Source organism: Paenibacillus sp. ACRRY, from assembly GCF_022346995.1.
Taxonomy (GTDB): Bacteria; Bacillota; Bacilli; order Paenibacillales; family Paenibacillaceae; genus Paenibacillus.
In genome coordinates, this window is record NZ_JAKRNM010000001.1 from 487,663 (window position 1) to 501,389 (window position 13,727).

11 protein-coding genes are annotated in these 13,727 nt (G+C 46.2%); 10 read left to right on the forward strand and 1 reads right to left on the reverse strand.

Features of this window, described 5'->3' with window-relative positions; translation table 11 throughout:
• Positions 1 to 46 precede the first annotated feature (46 nt).
• Positions 47 to 2,383, reverse strand: a complete 2,337-nt coding sequence (locus MH144_RS02155) for a helix-turn-helix domain-containing protein (RefSeq protein WP_239297438.1) — start codon at positions 2,381 to 2,383, stop codon at positions 47 to 49.
• Positions 2,384 to 2,568: 185 nt separating this feature from the next.
• Between MH144_RS02155 and MH144_RS02160 the strand changes: the two genes are divergently transcribed.
• From MH144_RS02160 to MH144_RS02205, 10 genes are all read left to right on the forward strand, one after another.
• Entirely contained in the window at positions 2,569 to 3,672 is a 1,104-nt protein-coding gene (locus MH144_RS02160) for an amidohydrolase/deacetylase family metallohydrolase (protein ID WP_239297439.1), read from the forward strand.
• A complete protein-coding gene (locus tag MH144_RS02165) occupies positions 3,650 to 4,759 on the forward strand; it encodes a DgaE family pyridoxal phosphate-dependent ammonia lyase (protein WP_239297440.1) in 1,110 nt (369 codons plus the stop codon). Before MH144_RS02160 ends, MH144_RS02165 begins: the two co-directional genes overlap by 23 nt.
• Positions 4,756 to 5,511 carry a 2-dehydro-3-deoxy-phosphogluconate aldolase gene (dagF, locus tag MH144_RS02170; protein ID WP_239297441.1) on the forward strand — a complete coding sequence of 252 codons (756 nt, stop codon included), beginning with the start codon at positions 4,756 to 4,758 and terminating at the stop codon, positions 5,509 to 5,511. Before MH144_RS02165 ends, dagF begins: the two co-directional genes overlap by 4 nt.
• The gene (locus tag MH144_RS02175; protein WP_239297442.1) at positions 5,504 to 6,517 is read left to right on the forward strand and encodes a sugar kinase; all 1,014 of its coding nucleotides are present in this window, start codon (positions 5,504 to 5,506) and stop codon (positions 6,515 to 6,517) included. The genes dagF and MH144_RS02175 overlap by 8 nt, the downstream gene beginning before the upstream one ends.
• A complete protein-coding gene (locus tag MH144_RS02180) occupies positions 6,504 to 7,250 on the forward strand; it encodes a GntR family transcriptional regulator (protein WP_239297443.1) in 747 nt (248 codons plus the stop codon). The genes MH144_RS02175 and MH144_RS02180 overlap by 14 nt, the downstream gene beginning before the upstream one ends.
• A gap of 381 nt (positions 7,251 to 7,631) precedes the next feature.
• Positions 7,632 to 8,171, forward strand: a complete 540-nt coding sequence (locus tag MH144_RS02185; protein ID WP_239297444.1) for a 2'-5' RNA ligase family protein — start codon at positions 7,632 to 7,634, stop codon at positions 8,169 to 8,171.
• 333 nt (positions 8,172 to 8,504) lie between these two features.
• Positions 8,505 to 9,608, forward strand: coding sequence for a peptidylprolyl isomerase (locus tag MH144_RS02190; RefSeq protein WP_239297445.1), 1,104 nt, complete (start codon positions 8,505 to 8,507; stop codon positions 9,606 to 9,608).
• Positions 9,609 to 9,954: 346 nt separating this feature from the next.
• On the forward strand, positions 9,955 to 10,923 hold the full coding sequence (locus MH144_RS02195) for an Ldh family oxidoreductase (protein WP_239297446.1): 969 nt from the start codon (positions 9,955 to 9,957) through the stop codon (positions 10,921 to 10,923).
• 563 nt (positions 10,924 to 11,486) lie between these two features.
• Positions 11,487 to 12,329 (forward strand): transporter substrate-binding domain-containing protein, encoded by an 843-nt coding sequence (locus MH144_RS02200; RefSeq protein WP_239297447.1) that lies wholly within the window; start codon positions 11,487 to 11,489, stop codon positions 12,327 to 12,329.
• Positions 12,330 to 12,347: 18 nt separating this feature from the next.
• Positions 12,348 to 13,682 carry a CapA family protein gene (locus MH144_RS02205; protein WP_239297448.1) on the forward strand — a complete coding sequence of 445 codons (1,335 nt, stop codon included), beginning with the start codon at positions 12,348 to 12,350 and terminating at the stop codon, positions 13,680 to 13,682.
• The last annotated feature ends 45 nt before the right edge of the window (positions 13,683 to 13,727 follow it).

Here is a 13,727-nt window from a genome sequence, read left to right on the forward strand (position 1 = left end):
TGGTTAGTGATTCAGCTGCTTTGCAGGGGAAGAAGGAAGCCCGGAATTAAATGGGCCTTTTCACAACAGTCCCCTTCAAAGCATGTTCTTTACGATATTGCCCTGGTGTCAGACCGATTTCTTTTTTGAACTTGCGGATGAAATTCGGCGTATCCAAATAACCGACCTGCTCGATAATTTCTTTGAGCGGTGCGCTAGTGTTCTCCAACAGCCGGATGACTTCATCCACACGTTTTTGCCAGATATATTGTGAGAAATTGCTGCCAGTCTTCTCTTTGAAACTCCGGCTCAAATAAGAGGTCGAAATGGCAAACTTAAGCGCCACATGTTCCAGGCTGAGTGTGTAGTCTGCGAACTGCTCGTCCACGTAGGCCAGAATGTCATCCATTAACGAAGATTCGCTTGTCTCCGTGTTCCGCTCGACCTGCATGCAAATGTCAGCGGCCAGAGAGAGCAGGCGGTTCTCCAGCTCTTCTAGCGTTTCAAAGGAGGTCAATTCCGGCATATTGGCAAACACACTATCCATCCCAAGTTCGGAGGCTGTGCGCAGAAAAGCGTTCAGCAGTTCGAAGCAGATGCAGCGCAGCAGATGAACTTGCAGTGGCTCGTCTTTGATCATCTCGATGGTATCAGCAATCATCTGGACGGCTACCGGTTCGTTGCCCTGTTTCAGACTCTGCTCCAGCTTCAACATGGATTTGCGCGGAATCCAGAAACTCTCGGTGGCGGAAGGGTTCAGCTCTGCAAGCTGCTCGAAGTAGGTTACCTGTCCGCTGCGCCGGATCATTCGGTGTTCCAGTGCCGCGGCAGCTTCGATAAACGATTGATTAAGACGGCTCAGGTCGCTATATGCCATACCGACACCGATGCTTAAGGACAGCTGCGAGTGCTCACGGATGATCGATTGGATACCTTCAATAACCTGCTCCATTTGGGTCTGGACCACCATGTCCGCTTCTCCGGGAAGTGAAATGATTAAGGCAAATTGGTCCTTGACCGAAAATTCCACACCAAAGATCTGTGCACCAGGAGTGGGCAAGCACACATTGCTGAGTATATCCTGCAGGAGATGCCGTTCCTGCCAGGACTTGCTGCCCGGCTTGGTGTCATCCCAGGACAGAATAGCTGAGAAATAGAGGCCTTCCCCCTGAGGATGCCTGAAGCCGGTACTGAAAATCATCTGCTCAATTTCTGGATCGTCCGGCTTGCCGTGTTTAAGCAGCAGCAGCATACACTGATTGCGGACGAAGGGCTCCTGTAGATCAATTTTGGCGCTGTAATCGTGAAGAGTTTGCCGGATCCATTCCCACTCATTGCGAAGCTTGGGAGCATCATTACCGCTGCTTTTCAGCTTCGCGAATTCCATCAGATCCCTAATCGGATGGTACTGCCTTTTGGCCAGCAGCAGTGCCGCAGCAATGCCAGTGATCACTGTAATACAGAAGACAATTAAAATCAGGGTCTGAACATGGGCCACACGACTAAAAAATTGGAAGCTTGGCATCGTGGTGACATAGGTCCAGCCATTTTCTTCCGATTGCACCGAAACGACGGAGTGTTGTTCCCCGTCCAGCTTCAGATTATGAATCCCAGGCTCAAGTCCGGATATGTTCTCCAGCTCGTTCTGGGGAAGGGTGACGCCATGGCTGTTTGCCGTCAACACCTCTCCAGTAGGACCGAATATGTAGCTGCTCCCCGTGAAGTCACTCAAAATTGAATCCATAACTCCAGTAAGCTTGGATTCTTTCATTAAATAGACAACGGTTCCGTATGGATAGGGGTCATTCGGTTTAATGGGTACGAGCATGACAAGCATTGGATCCGTCCGGGAATTAATGGTTACATTCTCCGCGGGACGTACCAGCGGTTGTCGGGTTTCATTTAAGTCCTGCCGCAACTCCGCAGGGGTCCAACGCTCAAATTGATAGAGAGTATCAAAGGTGACATGAAGATCAGCGAGACCACGGTGAGAATAGATGTTGGAGTCGTTATGGAAATACAGAAGCAGGTCCTCGGCAATATTGCTGCTGGCTTTGTAATTAGCAAGTGCCTGTATCGCCTCCATGCTGTAGTAGGGATCCCTCACCATGTAAGGGGTCAAATACTTGTCATAGGCGATTCTCCCTGCTATTTCCTGAAGTTCATTCATACGGGTATCTATGGTGTTCTTCACCTGATTCAGCTGATTGACATTGGATTGTTCAATTTCTACACGAAGCCCCTTGACAGCGTTTTCATATACAAAAATAGTAACACCTGTTAGAGGGATAAGAAATATAAGAATGTAGGAAAACGCATATTTCAGTAGAAGTCTTGATTTGAAATGATTCCAGCTGAATTTGAATTGGTTGAGCAAGGATGGCTTGAATGCCGGATTAGCCATGTAGTTGTCCCTCCCGTATTTAAAAAGTCGGATTAGTCATCCTGGAATAATAAATTACTGTTCTGTTCTGGATGATATTTAAGTTAGCATAAACATTATAACATTATAATCTTTGGAATAAAGTAGCTCATCAGGTTTATTTTTAATTTGCCTGTATACCTGGGTTGAAGAAGGAGATGGGATGATTGGGCACAGAGAATGTGCTGCGCAATTTGCAGCTTGTTGACGGGCGGATCATTGATATCGCCATTCAGGACGGGATCATCACCGACATTAAACCGTCAGGCCAGGCTGCGGAAGGAAAGAGCGGTCAAGATTGTTCGGGGTTATATGTGTCTAGCGGATGGATTGATCTGCATGTGCATGCTATGCCGGAGCTTGATCCCTACGGCGATGATATTGATGAAATTGGTGTGAAGCAGGGAGTAACCACACTGGTGGATGCCGGAAGCTGCGGAGCAGACCGGATCGGTGCATTGTACACTGCCAGCCTGAAGACTGCTACGCAGGTGTTTGCTCTATTGAATATTTCAAGGATCGGGCTCGCACGGACAGATGAGCTGTCACAGCTGGAATGGATAGACCGGGCGAAGGCCCGGGCAGCGGCAGCGGCTTATCCTGATTTTATCGTTGGTCTGAAAGCACGCATAAGCCGAAGCGTTGTCAAAGATTGCGGCGTAGAGCCGCTCAAGCTGGCACGCATATTGTCCGAAGAAACGAAGCTGCCGCTCATGGTTCATATTGGTTCCGCACCGCCTGCAATCTCCGAAGTATTGGAGCTATTACAGCCGGGCGATGTAATCACCCATTACCTTAATGGCAAGTCCAATAATCTGTTCCATGAAGACGGCACACCACTACAAGGACTGCTTGATGCTGCTTCCCGTGGAATTCATCTGGATGTGGGACATGGCACAGCGAGCTTCTCCTTCCGGATTGCAGAACAGGCCAAGGTGGCCGGTATTGAGCTGAATACAATCAGTACGGATATTTACCGCGGCAACCGGCTGAACGGTCCGGTCTACAGTATGTCGAATGTGCTGACCAAGTTTCTCGTTCTCGGCTACAGTCTGGAAGAAGTCATCCGCGCGGTTACAATCAACGCAGCAGCATGGCTCGGCAAGCCGGAGCTCGGACAGATTAGGGTGGGACAGCAGGCGAACCTGACTTTGTTTGCTCTTGAAGCAGGTGAGAAGCAACTTATGGACTCGGAAGGCGATGTCCGGATCGCACAGCACTATATTAAGGTTAAAGGAGTCTATGCTAATGGATCACTCATTACAAGCTAGATATGGACTGAAGCGTGTGATAAATGCCAGTGGTAGAATGAGCATTCTTGGCGTTTCCGCACCAACGGATTCAGTCATGGAGGCAATGAAACAAGGTGGACAGCAGTATGTAGAGATTGCAGACCTCGTAGACAAATCGGGAGAATATATTGCACACCTGCTTGGTGCGGAAGGGGCAGTTGTTGTGAACTCGGCATCCAGCGGCATAGCCCTGTCAGTGGCAGCCATGGTGACTGCCGGAGATCCGCGGCTTAGTCTTCGCCTTCACCAAGAGCCGGTATTGAAAAATGAAATTATTATGCTAAAAGGCCATAATGTGCAATATGGAGCACCTGTCGAAACCATGATATTTCTTGGCGGCGGCCGGGTTGTGGAAGTGGGATACGCCAATGAAGGCCGCCAGGAGCATATCGAGCAGGCCATCGGTGAACATACCGCGGCCATTCTCTATGTCAAATCTCACCACGCTGTACAAAAGAACATGATTTCTGTTGAAGAGGCCTGGGAGGTTGCACAGCGCAGAGGGATTCCGCTAATAGTTGATGCCGCAGCAGAAGAGGATCTGTCCAAATATGTCCATTATTCAGATTTGGCGATTTACAGCGGATCCAAAGCGATTGAGGGCCCCACCTCCGGGATTGTCGCCGGTAAAAAGAAATACACCGAGTGGCTGAAGGTACAGCTGCAAGGGATCGGCCGCAGTATGAAGGTTGGTAAAGAGACTACCTTCGGGCTGCTTCAGGCGCTGGAGGAATACCAGAACAAGACCGATAACAGCGAACGGGAGAAGCAGGAGCTGGAGGCTCTTCAGCTGCTGACTGAGATTCCTGGAGTTTCAGTATGCATCGTGCAAGATGAAGCGGGTAGAGCGATTTTCCGTGGACGCGTCCAGGTTGATTCCGCTGTTGCGGGAAAGGAAGCGAAGGATGTGAATGACCAGCTGCGTGAAGGGGAAATTGCGATATATACCCGAGACTATGGCGTCAAGCAGGGTTATTTCGATATTGATCCCAGGCCCCTGCAGGGTGATGATCTTCAGGTGATTATCAGAAGAATACAAGAGATCGTGGGAGGCGAGCAAAAATGAGTCATATTCAACAGCGTCTGTATAAGAACAGAGCCGCACTTAATGTACTGGCTGGCAGTATCGGAAACGCTAAGGAAGTATACGAAGCTGCAGAAGGATATGTACTGATAGGTGTGCTCTCGAAAAATTACGATACGGCGGAGGAAGCAGCAATTGCCATGACTGCATATGGTCAGGCTATTCAAGATGCAGTATCCATCGGGCTCGGAGCCGGAGATAACCGCCAGGCGGCAGTTGTGGCGGAAATTGCAGCAAGTTATCCGGGAAGCCATATCAATCAGGTCTTCCCAGCAGTGGGGGCGACTCGAGCCAACTTGGGAGCTAAGGACAGCTGGATTAACAGCCTGGTTTCACCGTGCGGGCAACCCGGCTATGTAAATATATCAACAGGCCCTGTCAGTTCAGGGACCACTCCGCATGCTATTGTTCCGGTTCATGCCGCCATTGCACTGGTTCGTGACATGGGTGGCAATGCGCTCAAATATTATCCAATGCAGGGTATGAAGCTGGAAGAGGAGTACCGAGCGGTGGCCAAGGCCTGCGGGGAAGCCGGATTTGCTCTGGAGCCTACGGGTGGAATCGACCTGAATAACTTCGGAACCATACTGGAGATTGCACTTCAGGCAGGTGTGCCACAAGTTATCCCGCATGTCTATTCCTCTATTATCGATCCAGAGACGGGGAGTACGAACGTGCAGGATGTTCGCAGGCTACTCGATATGATGAAATCGCTGGTGGACAGGTATGCCTAGGATTGCTGCTTTTGGTGAAGTGATGATGCGTTTACAGGTTCCGGGTTATGAAACGCTGATTCAGAGCAGCAGGCTGGAGTATTCGTTCTCTGGCAGCGGGGTAAATGTAACGGCAGCGCTGGCCAAATACGGCCATACCGGTGCTCTTATAACTACCTTGCCGGAAACGCCGGTGGGCGAATCAGCTATCGCCTATCTGCGCAAGCTTGGAGTGGATACTTCACTAATCAGCCGTGGCGGCAAGCATCTGGGGATGTACTTTCTGGAGAATGGCTTTGGAGCACGTCCCGGCAGAGTCACTTACACAGACCGGCTGGGCAGCAGCTTCAATACTGCGGAAGCGAGTAACTATGATATGCCAGCTCTTGCAGCCAAAGTTGACGTTCTTCATTTATGCGGCATCACGCTGGCAATGAATGAAGGCGTTCGCCAGCAGATGAAACAACTTGCTGTGGAAGTGAAGCGTGCCGGGGGGAAGGTTGTTTTTGATTGCAATTACCGTCCTGCGTTATGGGGAACAGATGGCTATACCAAGGCACGCCCACATTATGAAGAACTGCTCGAACTTGCGGACATAGCACTGATGAATGAGAAGGATGCGCGCTTTATTCTTGGCATTGGAGCCGGAGGTTATGATAGAATAACACAGTTAAAGCAAGTGATTCCCGAAGTTGTGGAGCGCTTCGGCATCAGAACGGTCGCGGGAACCCAACGAGAGATTAATGCTGACAACACGCATTCCCTGACAGGTCATATTTGTCATGAAGGTACGTTCGTGTTTTCCGGCAAACTGACCTTCCCGGTGTATGACCGAATCGGAGCCGGGGATGTATTTGCGAGTGCCATTATCCACGGGCAATTGCAGCAATACCCGCAGCAGCAGACGGTTAATATGGCAGTGACTGCAGCGATGCTGGCCCATACCACTCCAGGCGATACAGCGCTTTTTAGCGAGAGTGAGGTGCTCCGGGCGCTGTCAGACCATACCTTAGATGTTGAAAGGTAGTGAACAACGAGTGTCCTTGAAGCGGAAGCAAGGTCCTTTATATCAGCAAATCCAAAAAATTCTCAAAGATCGAATACTCCATGGAGTATATCCTCTCGGAAGCATCATCCCCTCTGAGCCACAGCTGGAGAAGGAATTCGGTGTCAGTAAAATGACGGTTCGCGGTGCGGTCCAGGAGCTGTCTCAAGAGGGATATGTGCAGAAAAAAAGTGGTGTTGGCACGATTGTGATGCGCAATACCTCCCATCAGAAGCTCTCTAAGGGGAAGCGGTTTACGGAGCTGCTCGTAGAAGAGGGACATAAACTGGAAAAGAGAGTACTGAACTCCCAAATAGTCACTAATGATGAAGGGACGGAGGAATTTGGCCGCTTCGGACTGTATTGCCAGCGGATTGAAAGGCTCTACATTCTGAACGGTCAGCCTTATATTCATCTCATACACTTCTTGGCTACAGCTGCCCTGCCCGGCGAAGGTATGCGAGAAATGAATACAGACATTCAATCGCTGTACGACTCACTGGAGGAGAACGACATTATGCTGGAAAACTTCAGGGACCGTTTCTTTGTAGAGCCAGCACCTCCCGAGGTGTGTAAGCTGCTGGAGATCCCCGTAGGGATGCATGTGCTCAAGCGCCTGCGTAACTCCTTTGACGGGGAAGGAAGACTAATAGAGCACAGTATCGGCTGCTATAATACAGAGCTTCATCATTATCTGGTTAGTTATGACACCTGAATTAGTCATCGGAATGGGTGGGCATATATAATTAGGATGTATTCCTTAGTGTTAGACTATCGCTAATGCAGCAGGATTTTAGATGTTCGAGGTATTACAACATACTTCATTAAAGTCGCTAATCTAGCGGCTTTTTTTGGTTGCTACATCGTTTTTTTGATCCAATAAGAAATTGTCTCGACCTGGATATAAAATTAATGGAGGAATGTAATTACTTTTTTATTTATAACTGGAAGGACCTTATTACTAACGGTGAGATTTACTTGGTAGTGACACATTATTTAACTAACAGGCAGGATCGTCTGAATAGTCGAAGAAATAAGAATGGTGAGCGAAAGTGCACAATGTTCCTAAATGGTTGCTAAAGGATGTGGCTGTATAATGAAATATTTTATTGGAATTACCCCTCCAGATGAGTACAAAGAAAAAATAGTGGTATTCCGTGATCGCTGGTCGAGTAGCTATCTGAACGACGTAGCAGAGCCACACATCACTGTAAAAGCGCAGGGTGGTCTTCATGGAGATCTGAAGTGGCTAGAAAAGGTAAGACAAACATGCGATTCAATCCAAACTTTTTCGTTAACATTATCGGTACCTGGGTCGTTCGGAAGTGAAGTCTTATTTCTTAGCGTTGAAACGGAAAAAGTAATTGATTTACATCGAAGATTGGTAAACGTGATTTCTCCATCACAAGAACTTGTAGATCGCTACTTTGAAATGGATAAGTATCATCCACATTTGACCTTGGGGCAAACCAACTGGGGGTTGAAGGAGACTGAAATTCACGAAATGGAAATGTTAGCAATAAACGAATTAGCTCCTTATCCAACCTTTAATGTCCATTTTGTTCGTGTATATAAAGAAGTTAAGCCTAACCAATATGTACCATTTGTAGATATCCCCTTGGGAGCTAAATGCTAAGTGTCTCAACTAACAGGGAACATTAGTGAAACAAATGGAGTGGCTTATTAATAGGAGGTTTTGGCTTGGTTAGTGATATCTTAGTACAACCTTGGTGGAAATTCTGATCTATTGCAAAAAGCAGAAAGTTATATGAGGCCACATACAAAAAATCTTTCTAAAAAAATAGAAGCTTTGCATTCAGGTAATCTACCTTTGTAAATAACACATATAGATGAATCAAATGAATAAGGATTTAAGATTTTTTATGTTATTTTAAGGTATTATTTTCCGAATACATTATATTTAATTAAAAAGTAGATTTAGGAAAAGCCTAAGGGGGATCATAATTTAATGGACAACAACAAGCCGTCGCAATCTGACAATGAAGAAGAAATGAAAGATTCTTTGACCGAAGAGCGGGAGAACCAGGTAGAAACAACGATGGTGCCGGAAATACAAGAAGAGGAGAATCAACAGCATTCATCCGAGGCACATCCACAAGTGGTTAAAGGGAAAAAAAATGTGGTCTGGATGGTAATCTCCGGAGTACTGGCAGCCGCACTTATCGTTGTACTCGTATATCCACCGTTTGGCGGGGGCAGGGAGTCTGTGGCTTCGGTCAATGGTACGGACATTTCTAAGGATGAGCTGTATAATGAATTGGTTTCTCTTGGTGGCGAGAGCACACTGAACAGCATGATTACAATGAAGTTGATCGATCAGGAGGCCACAAAAGCGAACGTATCTGTTACTGAACAAGATGTGAACGACGAGATTGAATCTCTAAAAACCCAGTATGGCGGTGAAGAAGGGCTTAACATGGCACTTTCTCAATCAGGCATGACCATGGATTCGCTCAAGAAAAATACGGAAGTCCAAGTGAAGATCCGTAAAATTCTTGAACCGCAAACGACAGTAAAAGATGAGGATATCAGTGCTTATTATGAGGCGAACAAAGCAACATTCGCCACTCCGGAGCAGGTAAGAGCATCCCATATCCTAGTGGCGACGAAAGAAGAAGCGGATGAGATCAAAAAACAATTGGATGAGGGAGCAGATTTTGCAACCCTGGCAAAAGAGAAATCCACAGATACAGGCTCTGCAGCGAATGGCGGGGATCTTGGATTTTTTGGAGAAGGTGAAATGGTAGAAGCATTTGAGAAAGCAGCTTTCTCCATGAAAGTCGATGAGATTAGCGACCCAATTAAGTCCGATTATGGTTACCACATTATCAAGAAGACAGATTCTAAAGAAGCTACTAATCCAACGCAAGAAGACAAAAAAGAAGATATTCGTAATATACTCGTGGAGCAGCAAGTCGGTGAACTCAGTACCAATTGGATGAGCGAATTGCGTTCCAAGGCTACAATTGTTAACACACTTGAGCCAGCAGATGAAAGCACGGATGCTGCCGCGGCTACCGCTGAGGATACAGAATCCTCTGCCAAGGAATAATAGTCACGACAGATGGAATAGAAACAAGGAAGCAGCTGACCAATTTGGCCTGTAAGGTTCGAATTTGATCAGCTGTTTTTTCTTGTATCTTTAAGAGTAAGGCGGTGAAAATCAATATTTTAAATTCATTCTTAGCAGAAGGTAGCTTTAAATAGAGCAAGTAAGGTTAACAGAACATGCTATGACTAATTTGGTTTATGCTATAATGATATGCTTATATGACAATAAGAAAATTTTCAAATAGGAGTGTGATTCATATGCAAAAGGGTAACAAGAAAGCACAGAACAACTCATTCCTCGCCACAATAGGGTCTCACATTCACACGGCTCTCTGGGATATCAGACAATGAGTTATAACCTGGATAGTGCAAGAGAGTTGGCCATTCGTGTAATTCTTGCGACTGGCGCGAGCCAAGCAGTGGCAACTTCACTTGCTGAAGCAACCGTCGGCGCAGAGTGTTCCGGTCGCAGTGGGGTTGGATTCGCCCATCTTCCCGATTATCTGGAAGGCTTTTTGAATGGTCGTATAACGGCTACAGCAGAACCGGAAATATCCTTTCCAACCCCTACGATTATAAAAGCCGATGCTAAGGGTGGTATCGCCCAGCTCGGTTTTGATCGTGCTTTTGAGGAGTTGCTAACACGTGCGAGTACATATGGGGTAAGCATATTTTCATTAAAGAATAGTTATACTGCCGGTGAACTGGGTTACTACGTAAGGAAACTAGCCCATAGGGGGATGGTAGCTTTCGCAACAACGAATGGGCCTGCTTTAATGGCTGCGGGACAGGGGGCGGAAGCCGTTTATGGAACGAACCCTCTTGCATTTGCTGCACCTGTTGATAACAGGTCTCCCTTGGTATTCGACCAGGCATCCAGCGCCACAGCCTTTGTTAATATACGTAAAGCTGCTGAACGAGGAGAGGATATACCGGAAGGTTGGGCCATTGACGAGAAAGGGAATAACACTACTGATCCGCGCGAAGCAATCAAGGGGGCATTACTTACTTTTGGAGGTACACGTGGTGCTAATATTGCTCTCATGGTTGAAATACTCGCTGCAGGTGCGACAGGTGCAAACTGGTCACTTGATGCGCCATCCTTCGATGAAGGCAGTGAATCGCCTGGAGCAGGAGTATTTATTATTGCTTTGGATCCCGAACTGCTATCGCCCGGTTTTTCCGCTCGATTAGTCTCTCAGATTGAACGATTGTCTGCTAAGGGAATTCATATCCCGGGAGGCAGCACTATTTTGGAGGAAATAGATATCCCTTCTTCTTTGGTTGAAACACTGGAGAGCTATTGTCTCAAGTGAAATAATCGGAATATTGATGACTCAGAAAAAGAAGGAGTAAAACAAGGACTGGCTAATGAGCCAGTCTTTTTTTGGACCTTTCTCTGGGCGAGATACATATTGTTAAGCCTACTCGGCTGTGTTACCTTCATAAGTTTTAGTCTGAGCAAACATCACTTTATTTTATATATTAAATATGTAAAGTATACAAATAAAAAAAATAATAGTATCCTTTCAAAAAGCGACAAATTTTGAAATAGGCGTGTGGTACCGGTATCTTTCTGTAGAAGAATGTCGCATAACATCATAGCAATCTATCATTTATGTATGGGAAATGCTAAAAAAAATATCGGAAATTCTCTTGAATATGTATATAATAAGATAATTCGAACTTTTTCGCGTTGCTTCGATAAAGAGGGATTCTTGTTTCATATTACAATTCGACTGATTTCGCTATTATTCGTCATTTTACAACCATTTTTTATTGACACAATATATCTAGCGTGACATAATACTTTTCATACTAAATTACTATGTTATATCGGATATTTTAATTTCCGTGATTACACGAGGGGGAAGTTGTAATGAAAAAGAGATTTATGCCAGGCGTTTTTATTCTATTGTTGGGTATTGTTATTGCAGGATGCGGAAATAAAAGCGGGGCAGATTCTGAAGCTCAAAGTGGTGCGGGAACAGGTCAAAAAACAATTGTCGCAGCAACCAGCGGAGTCAGTAATCCATTCAGTTACGATAAAGACGGTGAATTGACAGGATACGATGTTGAAGTTATGAAAGCCGTTTTCGAAGGGCTGCCAGAATACAAATTGGAAGTGCAAGCGATTGAGTTTGAAGGAATTCTGACAGGACTGGATAACGGACGTTTTCAACTGGGAGCAAACAATTTCAGTTCTAATCCTGAACGTCGTGAGAAATATGATTTTTCGTTGCCCATCATTGAAAATGCGAATGTGTTCGTTGTTCGTAAAGACGACAACACCCTCAAATCGATCGAAGATCTGAAAGGGTACAAAGCCGTAACCGAAGTAGGAAACTCCGGTGCAACACTACTTGAGAATTACAATACAGATCATCCGGATGCCAAAGCAGACATCATGTATACAGACGAAAACTTCGTGAAGCAGTTTGAAGGCATCGAAGCAGGACGTTACGATGTGCGCATTATTTCCCGTGTTTCTGCGGAGAAAGCCATCAAAGAACATGGTTTCACCAATCTGAAAGTTGTACCATTCTCTACAGAAAACAGTGACCCAGGTTCATATATCCTGTTCACCAAATCTGCTGATAGTACTCTGCTCGATGCGGTCAACAAACGCATCAAGGAAATGTACAATGATGGTACGCTGCTTAAAATCAGCGAAGAACAGCTGGGCGGAGACTACCTGCCGAAAAAAGAACTGATGGAATAGTGAGAAAAGGGTGAAATTATGAAATTTATCGTTACAGGAGATGCGCTGTTTTCAAGCAGCAATTTGCATAAAACAATGGATCCTAACCTTCTCGCACTGTTGCGCGGGGCAGATGAGGTGTTCACCAATGCTGAATTCGTTACGCCGAGAAAAAATACGATTCCGGCATCTGGCCGTGGTTATCAGACAAGTGTACGTCCCAAAGCGTTGGATGAGTTTGGTCCGCTAAATATTCGTTACGTGAGTTTTGCAAATAACCATACAGGCGATTACGGTGTCGAAGGTTTATGCGACACAATTGATGAGGCGGAGCAGCGCGGCTTGGTTCCGCTGGGTGTCGGACACAGTTTACACGATGCACGTAAACCGGTATTTGTAGATACGGCAGATGGACGGATCGCGATCATCACCATCGATGTAACAAGAAGCGAGGTATTTGCTGCTTCGAACCCTGGCAACGGGGTTCCAGCTCGTCCAGGCGTCAATCCTCTTCGCTGGTCACGCACGTATGTCGTGAATGATCAGGATTTTGAAACACTGAAAGAAATCAGCGAACGTATCGGGATTTCACCAAGTATGGAAGAAGGAAAGCGAATCGAAACGTACAAGAGCAAATCGGAAAATCACTACGAATTCGGATCACTCTTTGAAGGTTATCTGACGTTCGAAAAAGGGGATAACCCTCGTGTCAAAACCGAAGCTCATGCACAAGACCAGCAGGAAATTCTCCGTACGATTCGGGATGCCAAAGAGCGGAGTGATTTTGTATTCGTAAGCTTGCACACCCATGAAGGGGAGAATGAAAACTGGTATTCGGACTATCCTGCTGAATTCATCGAAACGTTTGCGCGTGGTGCAATTGATGCAGGAGCGAATTGTGTATTTGGACATGGGGCCCACTTTACAAGAGGTGTGGAATTGCATAACGGTCAACCGATTTTTTATAACATCGGCAGTCTGTTCATGGAGTTTGAAGCTGGGGAGTCGATCATTTCTCCGGAGATGTTTACGGCTTACGGCTATTCCGAAAACGAATCCCCATCTACGCTGCACAAAAACAGAACGAAGGACAGTGAAGGGAACTGGCAAGGCTTCTACAGTGATCCGAAGTTTTCCGAAAACTTCCTTGTTTCGTTTGATCTCAGCGTTGACGAAAATCGCTTCGATTATGAGCTGATTCCAATCGATCTCAGACTTACTCACCAGACCGTAACCAAACGCGGGCTACCTGTCCTGGCATCAGAAGATGCTACGACATCATTGCTTGAACGGCTGAACGCAGTCAGTAAGGAGCGTTATCATACAGAAATCGTTCGCCAAGGCGAAGTGTTGACCGTTAAAGAGTGGAAGTAATTCCACTCTTGCTGTATTTAGAACATATTGCGGAAGGAATGTAAT